Consider the following 17,605-nt stretch of genomic DNA (forward strand, 5'->3'; position numbering starts at 1 on the left):
CCTCCGGCTCAGCGGCAGTCACGTCCCAAGTCCCGACACCAGCGGGCTCGGGAACGGGTGCAGCGGCAAAGTGACCAGGTTGCTGAGCAGCGCGCCAAGTGGCTGGAGCAGAGGATAGCCGCTCAGGAGGCACAGCGCCCCCGGCATCGCATCGTGCAGGCCAAGCCTGCAATCAAAGGCAAAGCGCTTAAGCCGCCAGGCCCACTCGCCGATCTGCCCCCCATGTGGTGGGAGTTCAACGGGTAGTCCGCACTGGCGTGCCGACGCGTGAGGTAGCCAGCGCACGCGTTAGCCGGAGTATTCCGCCACCGTCCCGCTCCGTTGCGCCTCTCTGGCGTTTGGCCGGAGGCGGGGGCGGCAGCAGCAGACGCCCAGAGACCCGCAGGCGCGGTCGATGGCACCGCGATTGTGGTGCTGACGCATGCTCGCGGACGCTGGCCGCGTTCGCGGTGATGCCTGACATGGATCACGCTTTGATCACGCAATCTCCACATCACCTTCGCGGTATGCATGATGATCCACACGACCGTTAACCAGTCATGCTTTATCTCCGGAGGGGCCACGTCAGCGACGTGCGCGGGTGCGGCGCCCCAAGGGTCTTTGGTAACCAACTCTCTTAGAAACACGTACAGTTCTGCACGATTCTCGGTGGTGTCCGGGGGGTACTGGGCGCCGCGAAGGACTTCTAGTGGGCGTGGTCCGGTGGGCACTGTCAGCCGTGAGCGGGGTTAGATATGAGCGGGAAGGACTCGGACGATCTACCGTCCCCTGGTAGCCAACTCTTCATCGACGGAGGGATGGCTACCGTCGTCGCGGCTACCGATGCTGGCGATGGCGTCGACCTCGTCGTGCGCCGCAGCGACGGCACACTCACCGACGTTGCGCTGAGCTTTGCTGAATTGCATGCGGCTGTCGTTCCTGTCAATGATGCCGATGGCGATCCTGCCCGAGCGCTGGCCGCGCTGTGGGGCCGGTGGATGCAGTACGCCGTCCCCCGTATCCGTTCTGCTGTCCTTGCCACGCGCCCGCTGCGGCCGTATGCGCACCAGGACGAGGCCGTATTCAGCCACATGCTGGCCCAGCCACGCCTGCGATTCCTGCTCGCCGATGAACCGGGCACCGGCAAGACGATCATGACAGGCATGTACATCGCCGAGGGTACGCGGCGAGGTTTGATACCTGGCAGAACGGTGATCATCGTACCCGCGCACCTCGTGGAGAAGTGGAAGCGGGACTTGCGTCGCTACTTCGCGATTGAGGCGGCGACGGTCACTCCTGACGTGGCCAGGGACCCTCGTGACCTCGACCCGCGCGTCAGTGTGTGGGTTGTGAGTGTGGACCTGTACACGTACAACACGGACGTTCGGCGCAAGATCTCCGGGGCCCGGGCATCGTGGTCGCTCACGGTCTTCGATGAGGCGCACCGACTGACGCCTACTTCTCAGTACCTCGGCGCCGCAAGGGATGTGGCGAGCCGCACCCACCACTTTCTGCTGCTGACCGCAACGCCGCACCGGGGCAAGGAGCACTACTTCCGTGGCCTGCTCAGCCTCCTCGACCCCACGCTGTACCCCTGGGACCCGCGACAGACCGAGTACGACAATGCGCTGAGGCCCTCGACATTGTCCTTTTTGCGGAGGATGAAGGAGGAGCTGAAGGACTTCGAGGGGAATGATCTCTTCCCGCCTCGGTACGCCGAGACTGTGTCGGTCGACCTCAGCGGCCCCGAGCTCGCGGCCTACACAGCGGTGATGGACTACGTCGACACTTACTACGGCGAGAACGCAACCCTGGCCCGCTCGATCTACGGTAAGCGAGCCGCTTCTGCAATGGTGGCCGCTGCCGCCACGATCGCGCGGCGGCACGAGGCCCTCAAGGGCCCAGCGTCCGGCCGAGTCGACGGCCCCATACCTGACGAGTTCACTCAGGGGGACGGTTCAGTGAACCTTGCCGTCGAGGACGACGAGGCATGGGAGCGTGCCGAGGGCATAGTCGTTAATGCTCGCAGCCGCAGCAAGAGCGAAGAGCTCACGGCGATTGACGGGGTCATCGCTATCATTCGACTGGCCACGACCGCTGGCCCGTCCACGAAGTGGCTCCGCACCCAGAAGCTTCTCACCCACCACGGCATCGCACCGGGGCAAGGCCAGCTGCTCATCTTTACCGAGTTCGCCGACACTGCCCGCTGGCTCGCCAGTCAGTTCAGCCACGACGGGTATAGCGTCGAGACCCTCGAGGGTGCAGTCAGGCACCATGAGCGCGACCAGCTCCAGCAGCGGTTTCTCGCCGGTGAGTTCCAGGTCCTCGTCTCCACCGACGCCGGCGGCGAGGGCATCGACCTGCAGTCCGCGCACGTCATGATCAACTGGGACATTCCGTGGTCCCTTGTCCGCCTCGAACAGCGCATGGGCCGATTGCACCGTATCGGCCAGACCAAGCCGGTGCACATCTACCACCTCGTTGCGCCAGATACCCGTGAGGGTCGGGTCCAGGAGGTCATGCTCGGCAACCTGGAGGCCGCCGGCAAGGCGCTCGACGGACGGATCTTCGATCTGCTCGACGCGACCGCCGCCCGTGCTGGCTTCGACTACACCCGCGCGCTCATCGACGCTCAAGCCGGTCAGGCCGTCACGGTTCCCGATACAGCCGAGTTGTTGTCCAAGGCGCAAGAGTTGGTCAGCGACGAGGACCGGCTCCACACGCCCGCTAACACCGAGGCCGCGCTCGATCGGTTCCGTAGCGATCGCCTCGAGGCGATCAACCCCGTCATAGTTGACGGCTTCGTCGACCAGCTCGCCCTTGCCGAGCAGTGGCGCCTCGGCCCGGGGCCGGCCAAGGGCATCCGCCGTGTCAACTCGGCCCGGCTGCTGCCGCCAACCCTCGGCGGTGAGCACGAGGCGCTGGTCGCTGCTGACGGTTCTTCCGTTCGGCAGGCGATCAATGACGGCTCTCAGGGACTGGACGACGTCATCGTGCTTGGGCCTACCGAAGAGTCGTTCGCTGAACTGACCGACCTTGCGCTGCGTGCCGGCGAGAGCGAGCTCATCCGGGGCACGGTGCTCAGCGACCCCGCGTCGCTGACGAACTACACCGTCCTGGTCTACGACGCCGAGGTCGAGGTACACGACGGCGTCCGCCGGCAGCGGCGAAAGTCCCCGGTCCTAATCCGGTACTCCGGCGCTGGAGCATTCGAGAGCGCTTGGGAGTCCCTCATGTTGCTCCGGCCAATCGGTGCCAGCCATGTCGCGCCGCCCCTGTCGCCGGCGCTGAGGCACGACAGCGAACTGGAAGCCCGTGCTGCGCTCACGCGCGAGGTCGTCCGCGCGCGGGCTGAGCGGGAGGCGTGGGTCGACAAGGCGCGCCAGCAGCTTGACCAGGTCGAGTACCGCTACATGGATGAGCTCGAGGATCTGCCCGCCATCGAACGGCGTGAGCGGATGTCTCGCTTCGAGGAGCTCAAGCGTCACCGTCTCGCGCAGCTTGATGACATCGACAAGGTCGGGCAGAGCGCTCCCCGCTTGGTTGGTTGGGCACACGTCATCGGTGAGGCCCGTGCCGATCAGCTCGGCTACGACCCGGACAGCGAGGCGGTCGCGGTGGCCACCGTTCTGGCCGAGCTGGACCGGCTTGGTTTCGACGTGGACGACCGTCAGACCGCCGGCGTCGGCTACGACCTGCTCGCCCGGCACCGCACGACCCGAGAACAACGCCTCGTTGAGGTCAAGGGCTTCCACGCAGGCTTGGAGCCGGTGTGGCTGGAGCAGCACGAGTGGGCTCAGGCGCAGCAGCGTGGCCAGGACTACTGGCTCTACGTCGTTGCCGATTGCGCCATATCGCCGACAGTCCTCGTCCGCGCCCAGGACCCGGCTGGATTGCTAGCCACCGGGCCACGGCGCATCGAGCGGTTTCAGATCAAGGTTGCCGACCTTCGTCGGCTGATGGGAGAGCAACGGTGACCACCACCACCCAGGCGCCGTCGACTGACGCAACGGCCAACGCGGACGTCAGCGACGTTCGCAGCCGCCTGATCGACCACTGGTACCCGTGCTCCTCGGTCGATGCCGCCGTCGGTACCCCGGCGGGATCCGGCCGGAGCGAGAAGGCGCTCTTCACCTGGTTCGCTTCTCGCCCTATTGCGCAAGCCCGTGCCGCCGTACTTACAACGCTGCTACCTGACCGCGATGACCTTCACGCAGACGTCCGACTGGCCGTAGAGGCGGGCAGCAGCGTTGCGCTGGGTCGTCTTCGCGAAGCCATCGAGGAGGAGTACCCCACCGGTCGCCCCGTCGTACTCGATATGTTCAGCGGCCGGGGCATCATCCCCCTCGAGGCAGCACGACTCGGTGTGACCGCTGTTGGGACGGACCTCAGCCCCGTTGCAACACTGGGCGGGCGCCTCTTGGCCGATTATCCGTTGCGCGATTGGTCGGCTGAGGCCGTTGTCCCCTTCGCAAGTGGAGCCGAGCCGGAAGGCAGACTTTTCAGCGACGATGAGCCGCGGCTTCTGCGGGACGTCCGCGCTGTACTCGCTGAAGTGAACAAGCGTGTGGCCAAGGCTGTCGGTCCCTACTACCCGGCCAATAGCCGTGGCAAGGTGCCATGGGCGTACCTGTGGGCCGTCAGCATCCCCTGTGACCAGTGCCGCCGGCGCTTCCCCCTTATCGGCGGGATGCGACTGCAGTATCCCTCGGGTCGTGACGGGGACTACGGGCAGTCGCTTGAACTCGTCATTGACGGTGACCGGTGGCGTCCTCAGGTCGTGGACGGAGACCCCGCCCAGCGCCCGACGTTCTCGGCGGCGGCGGGCCGCAGGGGCAAGAGCGCTCGCTGCCCGTTTCCGTCCTGCGGACACGTTCATACGCTCGACACCGTCAAAGCGAAGGGTTTCGCTGGCGAGTATGAGGACGAACTCCTCGCGGTCGGTGAGGAGAACGAGGGAATCGGTAAGACATTCCGCGCCCCGAAGGCTGGCGAGATGGCAGCCGCGAAGTCCGTTGACCTTGCCCGACTCGACGGCTTTGGCCCCTTCACTGCTGTTCCGGATGAGGCGATCCCGCCTGGTAATCAAGACGCAATCCGGGCCAGTGGGTACGGCTACCGCACTTACGGCGCCCTCATGAACGATAGGCAGGCCCTTCTCTTCGCGGAGACGGTCCGCGCCATTCGTGGGATTCGTACCGACCTTTTGGCTGCGCAACTCACCACCGACTACGCGGACGCGCTCACGGCCTACGCCGCAGCCACCATGCAGCGACGACTCCGGTACTCCACTCGGGGCGCGAAGCTACGCGCCTTCGGTGGTAATGCCTCGCGCAAGGGGACATGGGTCCAGGTCGACCACATCTTCGCGGATGAGAGCAAGGTGTCCTTTCAGTTCGACTACCTCGAGGCGGGGCCGGGGAACGGTCCGGGCACCTGGGCGGGCGTCACTGACAGCGGTCTACAGGCGCTCAAGAAGGTCATCGAGGGAAGTGCTGCAGGACGTCCGGGCCGCTTCCGCCGCGCCTCCGCGATAGCCCTCCCCTACCGTGATGCTTCGGTAGATGCGGTCGTGACCGACCCGCCGTACTACAACATGATCGACTATGCAGACGCGTCAGATCTGTTTCACGTCTGGCTGAAGCGTTGCCTCTTCGATGTCTTTCCAGATCTCTTCGCTGTTCCGGGGCTGCAGGACAAGAGTGACGAGATCATTGTCAAGCGCGGCAACGCTCCCGGTGAGCACCGGACCCGCGACTTCTATGAGCAGATGCTGAGCCGTGCGTTCGGCGAGGCACGGCGCGTGCTGCGCGCGGACGGTCACCTCGTCGTCGTGTTTGGGCACTCCGACCCTGACGCCTGGCGACGGCTACTCGGCGCCCTGCATGATGCCGGCTTTGTCGTCACCAGTTCCTGGCCGTCGAGAACGGAGACAGCCTCGACTGGTGTGGCGAGCATCAAGGTCACAGTCGCGATCGGCTGCCGTGTTGCCTCCGCGAACCGACCGGTCGCCACCGCCACTCAGGTTGATCGTGAAGCCGTCGAGCGGGTCAAGACCGCTGTGCGGGAATGGGACCGTGACGGCCTGGCCCTCACTGACCAGCTCATGGCTGCATACGGGCCAGCGATGGAGGTCTACGGTCGCTACGCCAAAATTCTCAAGCCCGACGGCACCCAGGCCGAACTCGACCGTTACCTCACGCTGGCGCGGGCCGCTGTCCGCGATGCCACGGCGCTCAAGCTGGACGAGCTGCCGCTTGAGACGTTCGACGCCCCGACTCGCTTCGCCGTCTTCTGGCAGCGACTGTTCGCACGCTCGGACGTTCCCAAGGGAGAGGCTCGCTTTCTCGCGCAAGCGGACAACCTACATCTGGAGGATCTGCGCGGCGCGCTACTCACCGAGAGTAAGAGCGGCTACAAGCTGCGGCTCGACGCCCCGAGCGCTGTTAGCGAAAAGTCCTCGACGTTCGAGGTGGTCCGGGCTATGGCCGCCGCCTGGGACCAGGGCGCCACCGAAGGTGTTGCTGCTGTCGTCGCTGAATCTGAGCGGCAGCCCACTGACACACACCTGTGGGCCGTCGTCGGGGAGATCCTTGCGCAGCTGCCTCCAAGCGACACCGTCGCCAAGGCTCTCACCGCCGTTCAGCGCAACGCAGGCACCATCGCCAACCTTGCGCATCGAGTCACCACCGCACTCGCCGCAACTGAGCGCGACGACCAGCCCATGCTGCCGTTTACCACCAAGGAGTCCTGAGCATGTCGACCGGCACCGCTTCGCACTGGGCCGATGTCCTCACGCTCCGGCCCGAGGTCACCGCGTCCGACGGCTCAGTGGGCGAACTGCAGATGAGCCTGCACAAGGCCGTCTACCAGACCGTTGACGTGCCCTACCGCAAGGTCGACTACTACGGCGACATCACCCAGCCCACCCCGAATCTCGTGGGCTTCTTCAGTCGCGTTGCTCGCCGGCTAGGCACCAACGCCGAGACCACGGCCCTGTTCCACCTGGACCAAGGCATGGGTGGAGGCAAGAGCCATGCCCTTGTCGGGCTCTACCACATGGCCAACTCACCGCAGGAGTTCTTCGCTACCGAGCTGGGCCGGAAGGTCCGCATTGAAGCGGGGCTGCGCGGCCGCGACGTAGACCTCACCGGCGCCCAGGCCGTCGTCCTCACGGCCGACTACTTCAGCCCCGGCAGGCCCAGCGAGACATTCGGCCCGGCCACGAACCTGTTCGAGCGGTTCCTCTGGTCGCTGACCGGTGGCGACATGGACCGCTACCAGCGCTACGTCGAGGGAGGACCAAACAAAGGGACGCTGCAGCAAGCGCTCAGCGACGCGGGACGGCCGGTACTCATTCTGCTCGACGAGCTCATGGACTACGTGCTGCAGCTCGCCGACGTGACCAACGTCGATCGCATGCCCAACGAGAAGGCGTTCCTCAACGCCCTCATGGACGCCTGTGACGACGTTCCCCGCGTCGTATGTGTCGTGGTCATGATACGCAGCGAGCTGGACGAGCGCGGTTATCCGCCGCTCGCCGATGATTTTCGGAGTTATGTCTCTGACCGGCTCGTACGTAACGGCCCGGACGGCAGGGTCGCGGTGACTGAGTCCCACGACTTCGCCTCGATTATCCAGCGCCGCCTGTTCGAGCCGGCCGAGGTGGGCGCTGCGGCGTCGCGCGTTGCCAAACAGTACGACATGGCGAGCGATATCGGTTGGCGAGACAAGGTGTTCGACAAGCTCGGCCCGAATCGCGCGTTGACCGGCTTCGCTGAGCGAGTCGAGGCAAGCTACCCCTTCCATCCCGAGCTCATGCGACTGGTGCGAGAGGAGTGGTCGCAGGTTCAGAACTTCCAGCGCGTCCGCTCCACGGTCGCAATCTTCGCCCGGACCGCGCTGCACTGGGTCACCGAACACCAAGCCGGGCGCTGGGCGCCAGCCCTCATCGGCGTCGGCGACATCCCCCTCACAACCGCCCTCGAGCAGTTGCTGTCCTCCGGCCTCTTCATGGGCAATGACCGGGCTATCCAGGGCTATCGCTCCGTCGCAACCACTGACATCACCAGCACCGACGGGTCCGCAGGACGCGCGGTCGCCATCGATCAGCGGCTGCGCACCGCCGGTGTCACTGCCCGCCAGGACCACGCAGGCGTGCGGATGGCCAGCGCCCTGTTCTGCTACTCGATGGTCGCCCGCCCTCGCGGCGGCCGAGGAGCGACAAAGACCGAGATGCTTGCGGCCATCCTCGAGCCGACTCCGGCCCCCGGTACCCCCTACACCGACGCTGAGGAGATCTTTAACGCCCTCACTGGCGAGGACGGCCTCGGCGCACTTGAGATCACCCAGCCGACCAACGCACCCGGGCGCTACTACCTGTCCATCAGGCAGACGCTCCGGATGTACTTCACCGCCTCCCTCGCGCTGGTGGACCCACCCTCGTGCGAAAAGCTGGTGTGGGAGCAGACGCACAGACTTGCTCGGCGCGGTACCTTCGATGAGATCCGCTTCATTGATGCGCCGACTGCCACCGGGGACATCGACCTCCCGCGCACGTTTGACGGGGTGGACTCGGCTGTCACCCGCCTCGTCGTGCTCGACCCGCGCCGGTGGACCCTGCTCAACGGCAAGGACACCCTCAGCCGCGCCGAGATTACCGCTCTCCTAGGGCTCGGACCCGACGCGCTGCGCGTGGACAATGCCGCCAGCTGCGTCGTGGCCTGCGTGAACACACAGCGGCGGGACGTGGCGCGCAAGCGAGCAAGGGAGGTCCTCGCCTGGCGCAGTGTCCTCAAGCAGATCAACCCCGAGGACACCGACGAGTTCCGCGAGGCCACCACCAAGGTGACCGAGGCCGAGGACAAGCTCAAGAAGGACATCGAGAAGGCCTTCCAGCACTTCGCATACCTCGTCCGCGCCTCGGACGGGTTGCATGTGGAGTTCAAGCGGTTCGACGACGACAGCAAGTCATCCCTGCGCGGGGACCAGGTATGGGCGGCGCTCGTCGAGGCTGGTCGCGCAACGAATATGGCGGGCCTCTCGGCGGACTATCTCGCAGCTCTGCTCGAAACCTTCGAGCGCACCCTGACACCACGCGAGGTCGTCCAATCCTTCTACAAGAATCCCTTGTTCCCCCTGGTTACCGCGACCGACGAAATACGCCAGGCAATCTTCGCCCTGCTCCGCAACGGCTGGGAATTGGCAGACTCCGACGGTGACAAGCTTGCCGTCGCCTCCCCGGAACATATCTCGATCGGCTCCATCAGCCAGAATCTTCGGCGGGCGGTCAAGGAGGCGGAGACCGTGCCCGCCGCCGGTGGTGTGTCCAAGAGCACTGCAACGATCTCGATCCCTAAGCAGCCAGGCGGGCCAGTCAGCGGCGGAGAGCCCGGACGGCTATTTGGCGTGGACGACCAGGAGTACCGGGCCGCGACGGGACAGGCCGGCGAGGCCAGCATTGGAGGTGCCGCTCCGAGCAGCTCGGATCTCACCTCCTTCAAGCGGTACATCATCGAACTCACCAACCGCAGCATCACCGCTCCAGATGCTCGTGAGCAGGTCTGGCAACTACTCAAGGAACTGAGCAAGGTCCTCGATGCACCCGGCACTAACCACCAGCTCATTAGCCTGAGCGTCACGCTTATTACGTCAGAGGGCGCACAAGGGGCTATGGAGCAGAAGGCGCAACAGGCAGGTGCACGCGTTAGGGTCGAGGATGACGACTTCTAATCAGTCGGGTGAGCGGACGCCAAGGCACTGGTATTACGCGCAGCCGGGCAGTGGATTGCCCTATGCTCCGCGATTGGCCGGAGGCTGAGGGACTGGACAAAGACGCGAAATCGTAGCGTCCCGACCGGTGTATCAGGTGTGTTGAGGTCCGCGCATGACACTGAGCTTCCTGCCTGCACGAACGCTAAAGGCAGGAGGCTGAGTCGAGATGGCCTACTTCTTCTTGCCCTGGGTCTTGCCGGAGATCTTGGGGACCTGGCACTTCCCAGCTCAGGGGCGGTGGGCTCGTGCGCCTGGTGGTCGACGTTGGTCGTCATTGGCCGCTGTTGAGCAACGTCGGACGGCCCAGAGACGGCCCAGCTTTGCCGCGCGCGACTGACGGCCGGCACCCTCGATGCGCGCCGCCTGAACCTCAGCCGAAGACAGTCAGCCACGACGGCGGGTGCGCTGACCGACCACGCACGCGTATGCCTCGCTGCACCCCAACCAGCCTCAGCCACGCTGCCCTAGCGTCGACCAGAGCAGGCCACGACGGCCGGTCCGTGAAGGCAACTACGGGTCGCGCCAGCGCTCAACCATCTCAGCAAAGCAAGGCCGGGGCCCGGTCTCAGGCCGGGCCTCTTTACGGTTGTAGCGCTCCGTAGACACGGCTTCACAGGTCCCGTGTACCTCACGGGTTCAAGCAGCTCAAAGTGCTCAGGGAGAACTTCCGCTCCTTCGGCGACCGTTGCGGAGGGGACGTAGCTGCGGATGTCGCGAATGGATGCCTACTGACATTGACCCTCCGTCATACTTAGGGCAACAGAGGGATGATTGGGAGTGCAGACGATGGAACAGAAATCCGATGAAGAACCTCTCGCGCGTGCAGCGAGAATCATCGAATCTATCGTGGAAGCGCGAGAAAATGTTTCCCCTTTTTCGATGGCAATCGAAAGAGAATGGGGAAGTGCATCCGATGAAAAAATCGATGCCGCTGTGCGCGAGAGGAGAATGCCTCTTCATGAGCAAGTGCAATTGCTTTTTCTGCACTCGCAGCGACTTGCTCTCGATGCCGCCGAAAGATATGATCCGTCGCTGCTGCATCAAAGTCTGATAAGACTTACAAGGGCGGGGGCTTATATAGCACGCGCCAAGAAAAACTTGCCTCCGGATCTGCGGAAGGCGGCTCTGTCATTCGCGGCATTCTGCGCAGATGGAATACGGGTACCGCATGCTCTCCGTGAGGAAGTTAGGCGCGAAAACGCTCGGATTGTCGAAGCCCCAGACTGGGCGGCGCTATTTGGAGAAGGATGGAATGAAGGGACCGTTTCCGAGAAGCTGAAAGAAGTTCGGAAGGTAGCTATTGAGAAGAATCCCGTCCTACTTCCGAAGGGAGAGCTTCCTGATAGTAATGAGTCGGCAGCCGATATTCTGGCGGCGGCGGCCGGGCGTCAAGAGCGGGAAGCGATCGAGGCTAGTGGTGAAGTCGACTATGATCGCTCCGATGCTGAAGTGAGGCTGAGATCTGTACAGCTTTCGGGCCTTCGTGGGGCGCCTGGAAAGCTGAAGCTTACTTTCGGCAAGAAGAACAGCCCGTCTTCTGTGCTCATTTTTGGAGAGAACGGGACAGGTAAATCGACGATCGTTGATGCGATTGAATTTGCTCTACAGGGGCGTATTGGCCGGTCCGCGCACTATGACTCGCCTGTGGCTCCATCGCTGCGCTCGTTCAGCGCCACAGGTGAAAGTCGAGCCCGCGTTGATCTAACAGATGATTCATGGGTAGAGCGAAGCGCGGTTGTTGACTCCCATAAGAAGGTGATTGCAGAACCTCGAAATGTCCGCCCTGGGTTTAGACTGGCACCGATCACGATCAAGCGGACTGATCTTTCCAATTTCTTGGATACAGAAGCGCTTAGCCGAGGCACTGTCCTGCTGGATTACTTTCCGGCAGACTCTGACAGTCTTGCAGTTCGGCCGAGCGAGAAAGCTCGGCTGCTTCAGACCGAAGTTACTGAATTGCGCATTAAGCGCACGGCCTATGCGGGGCGCCTAGCCGGCCTCCTCGGTGTCGATCCTGTCGATTTGGCCAACAATAGTGGATTCAATAACGCGATTCGAGAAAAGATCTACAGGGGGAAGAATGCCGCGGCTTTCGCGGAAGAAGGAGGATGGCAGCATGTTGACGTCGAACTCTGCCAATTGGTGCAACAGTTGGGATCGGTGTTCGCCCAGCTTGGAAAGGCGAAGCAATTTATCGAGAATTCAGATAACTCACTGAATCCCGTATTGCACCGGAAGCAGACGCTTCTTCTCAAATCCGCCCTGCAGGATGTCGGATTGGAGGTAACCGCGGCATTTCGTAGAATCTGTCATGAGCACCCGGTTGAGCGAATCGACATCGTTCTCGGGGAGTCTGGCCCTCTCTCGCTTGATGTGGTTGTCAGGCTAAAGGGTGGACGCAACTGCTTCCCGCAGCAACTATTCTCGGAGGCGTATCGGGATCTGCTGGCCCTGCTATTCTTCGTGGCTGTGGCGCGAAGGGCAGCCGAGCGTGGTCAAGCCAAGGTCCTGATCCTGGATGATGTGCTGCAAAGTGTCGATTCAACAGTTCGGCATGCATTCGTGGAGCACCTCCTCGAGGAACTTTCCGAGTGGCAGCTAATCTTCACGGTGCACGATCGCTTCTGGCTCGAGCGTTTGCGTAGCCTCTTTAATTCTGCTCGTCATGTGTTTATTGAGCACCAGATTCGTCGATGGGATCCAGACGAGGGTCCTGAACTTCAGTCGCCCGGCGTCGATGCGCTGACCAAAGACCTGAAGCTCCTTTTGGAGCACGGGGAACCGGACTCTGTTGCTGGCAAAGCTGGCCCCCTATTGGAATATGTGTGCCGTGAACTCTGCGCACGCCTGAGGCTCCCTATCCCGTACAACCGCGAACGCGTATTTACCCTCCATGACCTGTGGGGGTCAGTTTCCACCTCGTTGAGCAGTACGCACTTGGCGCCAACTCTGCGGAAGATTGATTCAGTGAGGGGTATGAGGAACCCAGTTGCCCACGGCGACCCGAGGGCTCTTGAGCTGAGTAACGCAGAAGCTCGTTCTTTCGGCGATGCCGTCTTGGAGCTCTACGAGGGTGTTCGATGTTCGTCATGCAAGCGTTGGGCTAACGAAGGTGGGCCTTGTTCGCACAACCAATGCGTAATCGACATCCAAGTGATTCACAAGTGATTCCTCCTGCGGAGGGGCCAGACTTGTGGCTGGCTGCCTAAAGTCGTGGAGCCGACCGCCCCAGCCACGGCATACCTCTTCTCTGGCATTAGGCGGCACATCGCCATGAGCGCGGCACGGACGCTGGCTGGGCTGGAGCGGGGCGGAGACAGGAGCGCAGGCCCGGCCGGGGGCCGGGCCGCGTGCGGGGAGCGGAGCGAGCCGCCTTGAACCCGTAAAGAAGGTTGTTACTCAACGGCCGACAGAGTCTGGTGATCATGGATCGGTTGTGTCAGAACGGTGGAGCTTCGTCCATCCTTCGGCGTCGCTCGCGGTTGAAGGCCATGGGGTGTTGTCCGGGGACGGGTCGGTGTCGCAGAACAGGAAGGGGTTCCGTTGGCCTTCAAGGCCTGCGGAGCTTTCGCCCCATGCGTCGAGGGCGTCGATGGCCCGTTCACGGTGTTGCCAGAGCTCGCTGGTTCCGAGCACCTGGCGGACCAGGGGCACCAATGAGGCTCGGTGGTGCAGCAACCGGACGTCGTCGACGAGCGGGATGCATGCTGCGATTGCCCCTTCGCGCACGGCGCGGTCGGTGTCGTCAACTTAGGGGAAAGCTGCTGAGAACAGCAGTGGTCGGATTTCACGCATGGCCACGGCAGGAGGATGGTCGGCGAGAGGAAACCCGAGCCGTTGGCCCATTTCATCAACTGCATCGGTCACCGCGTCGGCGACTGATCCGAGCCAGCCCAACAGCTCGGCGCGTATGCATCCGGGAAACGATCGGCGCGTCTTGTCGACCGAAAGCACTGTCCGAGGATCGGGCAGGATCGCAGCTACGTACTGGGCTGTGGGGACCGTCGCCTCATACATCGTGCCCTGGTGGTGCAGGATGCAGTGCAGGTTCTCCAGCGCCCTGGTCCTCACGCCTTGATCCTCATCCAGTAGCGCAACCAGGATCTCGGGTGCATTCGCGGCCTGCCCGTAACCATGTTGGAGCGCGCCCCAGTTGGTTCGGGTGAGTGTCGAGCGGGGACCGGGCAGGTCGGCGGCGGCCGGAAGTCTGTGATCGTCTCTCACGTGATGCGCCACAGTGGCGCTTCGTACTGCTCAGGGCGACTGCTGAGCAAGAGGGCTCTGAGGTCTTGGCGCTGTTTGCCGTTGAGGCCGAGGGCCTCGGTGATTCTGCGGAACGTCGTGTGGGTGATGCCGCGGGCGCGGGCCTGGGCCTCGAACTGGTCGAGCTGGTGGAGGGCGGCTTCCGGATCGAACTTCTGTTCCGGCTGGCTGCCGAGCCAACTGGCCTTGTTGCGCTCATAGTCGATCTCTGAGTACCCGCAGACCTCGCGGCTGTACTGCTCTGCCTCGGCGAGGGTCTCCGTTGCGAGGATGGCGCGTGCGAGCTCGTTGCGGTTGAGGACGTCGTCCAGGTCCGCTTCGTGGATGGCGGGACCATTCTCGGTGAGCGGGACTGGCAGGCCGGCGTCTCTGACTTCGCAGAGGCCGCGTACCCCGCGGGCTGTGGCCGCCAACAGTGCCGTCGCCTCGGACGGGTGCCACTCCAGGACCGAACTGATCGGTTCGACGTGCTCAGTCGTGAGCGTCAGCGTTGGCGGACCCATTCGGCCAGCAAGAAGCCCGGCTGGGAGCTCTCCGTCCAAGCCAGGACCGGCGACCAGGAGCCGCACAGGCGCGTTGGCTTGGCAGCACGCGGCCAGCGTGAGGGCGTCGCCCAGCGGGCTACGCAGGGTGGGTTCGTCGCCCTTGGCGAGGATGTCGCCGCCCACGTCCAGGAGGTCGACGGACTCGGGGGCCAGGTGCTCGATGAGCTCTTCGAGCTGGCGGGTGATGCCCTCGACGCCGTGCATGGGGTCGATCAGGGCGAAGGTGTGGGGGAGCTCGGCTGCCAGGCGAGGGAGCGTCGAGCCTGCGGGAGCGATGGGCTTAGCGTCGGCCGGGACTGTCCAGACGCTTTGCGTGAGGGGACGTAGTCCCGTGAAGTTCTCCGGCCCTCGGGGGCCCGGCACCGGGTCGATCAGGAGACGGTCCCACGCGTACGTGAGGATCACTGCCGGGCTGTCGTCACCCCCGTAGAGGGCTGCGTCGAGCATTGCGGCGGCGACTGCGTCGCCCCCTCCTCCTGCTGCCACGATCAACCGGGTCACCCTCGCAGCGTACGGGGTTGCCTGCTGGCCACTCACCCTATAGTGGCTACTGGTCATAGCCACTTAGGGAGGGGCTCCGATGCCGCAGATCGAAGAGACCCAGCCCAAGTACCTCCAGATCGCGCACCACATCCGCGATCAGATCCTTCGAGGCGACTTGAGGCCTGGCGACGAGGTCCCGTCGGAACGCCAACTGGCCGCGGACTGGAGCGTTTCCCGCCCGACGGCCGCTCGGTCGCTGGAGGCCCTGAGCAATCAAGGCCTGGTGGAAAAGCGTCAGGGCTCGGGGACCTACGTGCGGGGCCTTGCGGTCAATCGGCGTGCTCGGGAGCTCTACGGCCGCGCCAAACAGACCGGCAAGATCTACACGCCGGGCGAGTACGCGGTCATCACCTCCGCCGGCTGGCTGGAGGCTCCCGACTACGTGGCCGAGGCGCTGAGTCTGACGGCTGGAAGCCGAGCTGTTCACCGCCGCCGCGTGACCAAGAACGAGTCGGGTCCCATCACCATCTCCACTTCGTGGTTCGGTACCGATGTAGGCGAGCGGGCACCCAAGCTCTGTGATCCTGACCGGATCCAGGAGGGGACGCTCATGTATGTCGAGAGCGCCACGGGTCGCCAGGGCAGCTATGCCGAAGACCGGATGTGCGCCCGACTCGCGACCGAGGATGAGGCTGCTGATCTCGAACTTGAGCCCGGTGCAGCTGTCCTGATCGTCCACCACGTGGTGTACGACATGCAGGATCGACCTCTTGAGTTCGCCGAGGCCACGTACCCGCCTGAGCGTTGGGCGTTCGAGCAGGGCTACCCGATCAGCTAGAAAGTCGGCCATCTCTCTGCGAACCGCTTGTGGCGTCGAGTGGCTAATGCCACTATCCAGTAAGTGGCTAAGGCCACTTGACCGGAAGGGGGCACGGGCGTGAGTCAGGAGTGCGGCGAGTTACGGCAGGGTTCGCCGGGAGCGGTCTGCCGTGGATGCCGGGGGCGAGGGTGGAAGCATGTCGGCTCCCGCTCCTCCCTGGCGCTCTCCGCTGCTGATGCTCGCGTCCGTGCCACGTCCAAGCGGCGCTGTCTCGACTGTGACGGCACCGGTAGGGAGTAGTGGCGCTCATGGCGGATGCGAGTGAAGAGTCCGAAGCCGCGGTTGCCGGACCGAAGCCGATCGGGGGTATGACCCTCTATCCCGTGCCCGAGTCCGTGGCGCGGGCCAGGCGGTGGTTCCGGAAGTTCACCGCCCCGTACAACCTGGCCTGTCCGATCGACGACTGCGTGCTGATGCTCTCCGAGCTGGTGACGAACGCGATCCTGTACGGGGAATCCGAAGAACCGTGGCGGGTTCGGGTCGAGTGGTCGCGCCTGGGGGAGTCCTTGCGGGTCGACGTCCACAACCCGGGCTTCCCGGCGGATGTCCGGCTTCGCAGTCCCAGCGCCAATGACGCGCACGGCCGTGGGCTCTGCCTGGTGAACGCGCTGGCAGACTCCTGGGCGGCCGGCCCCAGCCGCTTCGGTGGGACCGTCGTGTGGTTTCAAATCGACGACGCCTGGAAGCCGTGAAGTTGATCCTGGCCTGTGGCGCCTGCGTGTCTGCGGGTGTTCAGTGCCCACTTACGTGAGTAGGCTGGTTGACAGGTTGACTTGGCGGATTCTCACTAGGCGGGGCTATGGCGTACGAGGTGGCTGCACCCAAGTATGTGCGGCTGGCGCAGACGCTCCAGAGGCGTATCGAGGACGGTACGTATCCGCCGGGGAGTCGGGTTCCGAGTGAAAATCAGCTGGTCCAGGCCTTCGGGATGTCCCGGCCCACCGTCGTTCGCGCGCTGGAGCTACTGAAGCGGGATGGCTGGCTTGAGTCCCGGCAGGGGTTCGGCACCATCGTTCGCGGGCGGCCGGAAGTCGTAGAGCAGAAGGATCGGCGGGGACGTGACGCGCTGGAGCGCGACGAATCCTCGGTCGAGGGTCGCTTCGTCCAAGTTGATCAAGTCCCCGTGCCGTCGAGGGTCGCGTCCCTCCTCGGCGTGCCCAAGCAAACAAGTGTCCTGGTTCGGCGGCTTCTGGTGGAGCGGGACGGTGAGCCGGTTGAGCTCTCCTCGTCCTACTTCTCGGCCGGCCTGGTCGAAGGGACCGAGCTTTCCGTCCCGTCTCCACTGCGTGAAGGGCAGCGTGCTCACCTGGAAGCGCGCAAGAAGGTGCGCTTCGACCACGTAACCGAGCGCGTCTCGGCCCGGCTGCCCAGCCGGGAAGAGGCTGACCTCTTGGCGATGCCTCAAGGGGAGCCGGTGCTCAGCGTGTTGGTCGTCGCATGCGACGTCGCTGGGCAGGCTTTGCAGGTCACGGACGTTCTCCTTCCTGCTGATCGGCAGGAACTTGAAGACACGTACCGGCTCGGCTGAGTCCAACTAGCCCAAAAGGCAGGGCATTTGATGCTCGGCGACTTCGGCGGTAGGCCACTGAAGCCACTTGACAAGTCAACCTGGCTTCCTTAACTTCGAACTTGCTAAGTCAACCTGTCAGGTCGTCTGGTGGGTGTCTACGAAGGAGAAGCT

At 64.0% G+C, this 17,605-nt stretch carries 9 protein-coding genes; 7 read left to right on the forward strand and 2 right to left on the reverse strand.

Going from position 1 to position 17,605, the window contains the following annotated elements; genetic code table 11:
- The first annotated feature begins 797 nt into the window (after nt 1–797).
- The 4 genes from WJM95_RS22175 (at nt 798) to WJM95_RS22190 (ending at nt 12,921) form a co-directional block, all read left to right on the forward strand.
- Nucleotides 798–3,956, forward strand: a complete 3,159-nt coding sequence (locus tag WJM95_RS22175; protein ID WP_339131485.1) for a helicase-related protein — start codon at nt 798–800, stop codon at nt 3,954–3,956.
- Nucleotides 3,953–6,733 (forward strand): DUF1156 domain-containing protein, encoded by a 2,781-nt coding sequence (locus tag WJM95_RS22180; RefSeq protein WP_339131486.1) that lies wholly within the window; start codon nt 3,953–3,955, stop codon nt 6,731–6,733. Before WJM95_RS22175 ends, WJM95_RS22180 begins: the two co-directional genes overlap by 4 nt.
- Before the next feature lie 2 nt (nt 6,734–6,735).
- Complete coding sequence (locus WJM95_RS22185) at nt 6,736–9,711, forward strand: DUF499 domain-containing protein (protein WP_339131487.1); 2,976 nt, start codon at nt 6,736–6,738, stop codon at nt 9,709–9,711.
- Between the two features lie 828 nt (nt 9,712–10,539).
- A complete protein-coding gene (locus WJM95_RS22190) occupies nt 10,540–12,921 on the forward strand; it encodes an AAA family ATPase (RefSeq protein WP_339131488.1) in 2,382 nt (793 codons plus the stop codon).
- 582 nt (nt 12,922–13,503) lie between these two features.
- Here the strand turns inward: WJM95_RS22190 and WJM95_RS22195 are convergent.
- Both WJM95_RS22195 and WJM95_RS22200 read right to left on the reverse strand, forming a co-directional pair.
- Nucleotides 13,504–13,989 carry a hypothetical protein gene (locus tag WJM95_RS22195; RefSeq protein WP_339131490.1) on the reverse strand — a complete coding sequence of 162 codons (486 nt, stop codon included), beginning with the start codon at nt 13,987–13,989 and terminating at the stop codon, nt 13,504–13,506.
- Nucleotides 13,974–15,062 (reverse strand): DUF1152 domain-containing protein, encoded by a 1,089-nt coding sequence (locus WJM95_RS22200; RefSeq protein ID WP_339131492.1) that lies wholly within the window; start codon nt 15,060–15,062, stop codon nt 13,974–13,976. Before WJM95_RS22200 ends, WJM95_RS22195 begins: the two co-directional genes overlap by 16 nt.
- Nucleotides 15,063–15,141: 79 nt before the next feature.
- On the opposite strand from WJM95_RS22200, the gene WJM95_RS22205 reads away from it, so the two are divergent.
- From WJM95_RS22205 to WJM95_RS22215, 3 genes are all read left to right on the forward strand, one after another.
- Nucleotides 15,142–15,882: a GntR family transcriptional regulator gene (locus WJM95_RS22205; RefSeq protein WP_339131493.1), complete on the forward strand. Its 741-nt coding sequence runs from the start codon at nt 15,142–15,144 to the stop codon at nt 15,880–15,882.
- Between the two features lie 290 nt (nt 15,883–16,172).
- A complete protein-coding gene (locus tag WJM95_RS22210) occupies nt 16,173–16,616 on the forward strand; it encodes an ATP-binding protein (RefSeq protein ID WP_339131495.1) in 444 nt (147 codons plus the stop codon).
- A 107-nt stretch (nt 16,617–16,723) separates the two neighbouring features.
- Entirely contained in the window at nt 16,724–17,452 is a 729-nt protein-coding gene (locus WJM95_RS22215) for a GntR family transcriptional regulator (protein WP_339131497.1), read from the forward strand.
- Nucleotides 17,453–17,605: the final 153 nt, after the last annotated feature.

The organism is Streptomyces sp. f51 (assembly GCF_037940415.1).
Taxonomy (GTDB): Bacteria; Actinomycetota; Actinomycetes; order Streptomycetales; family Streptomycetaceae; genus Streptomyces.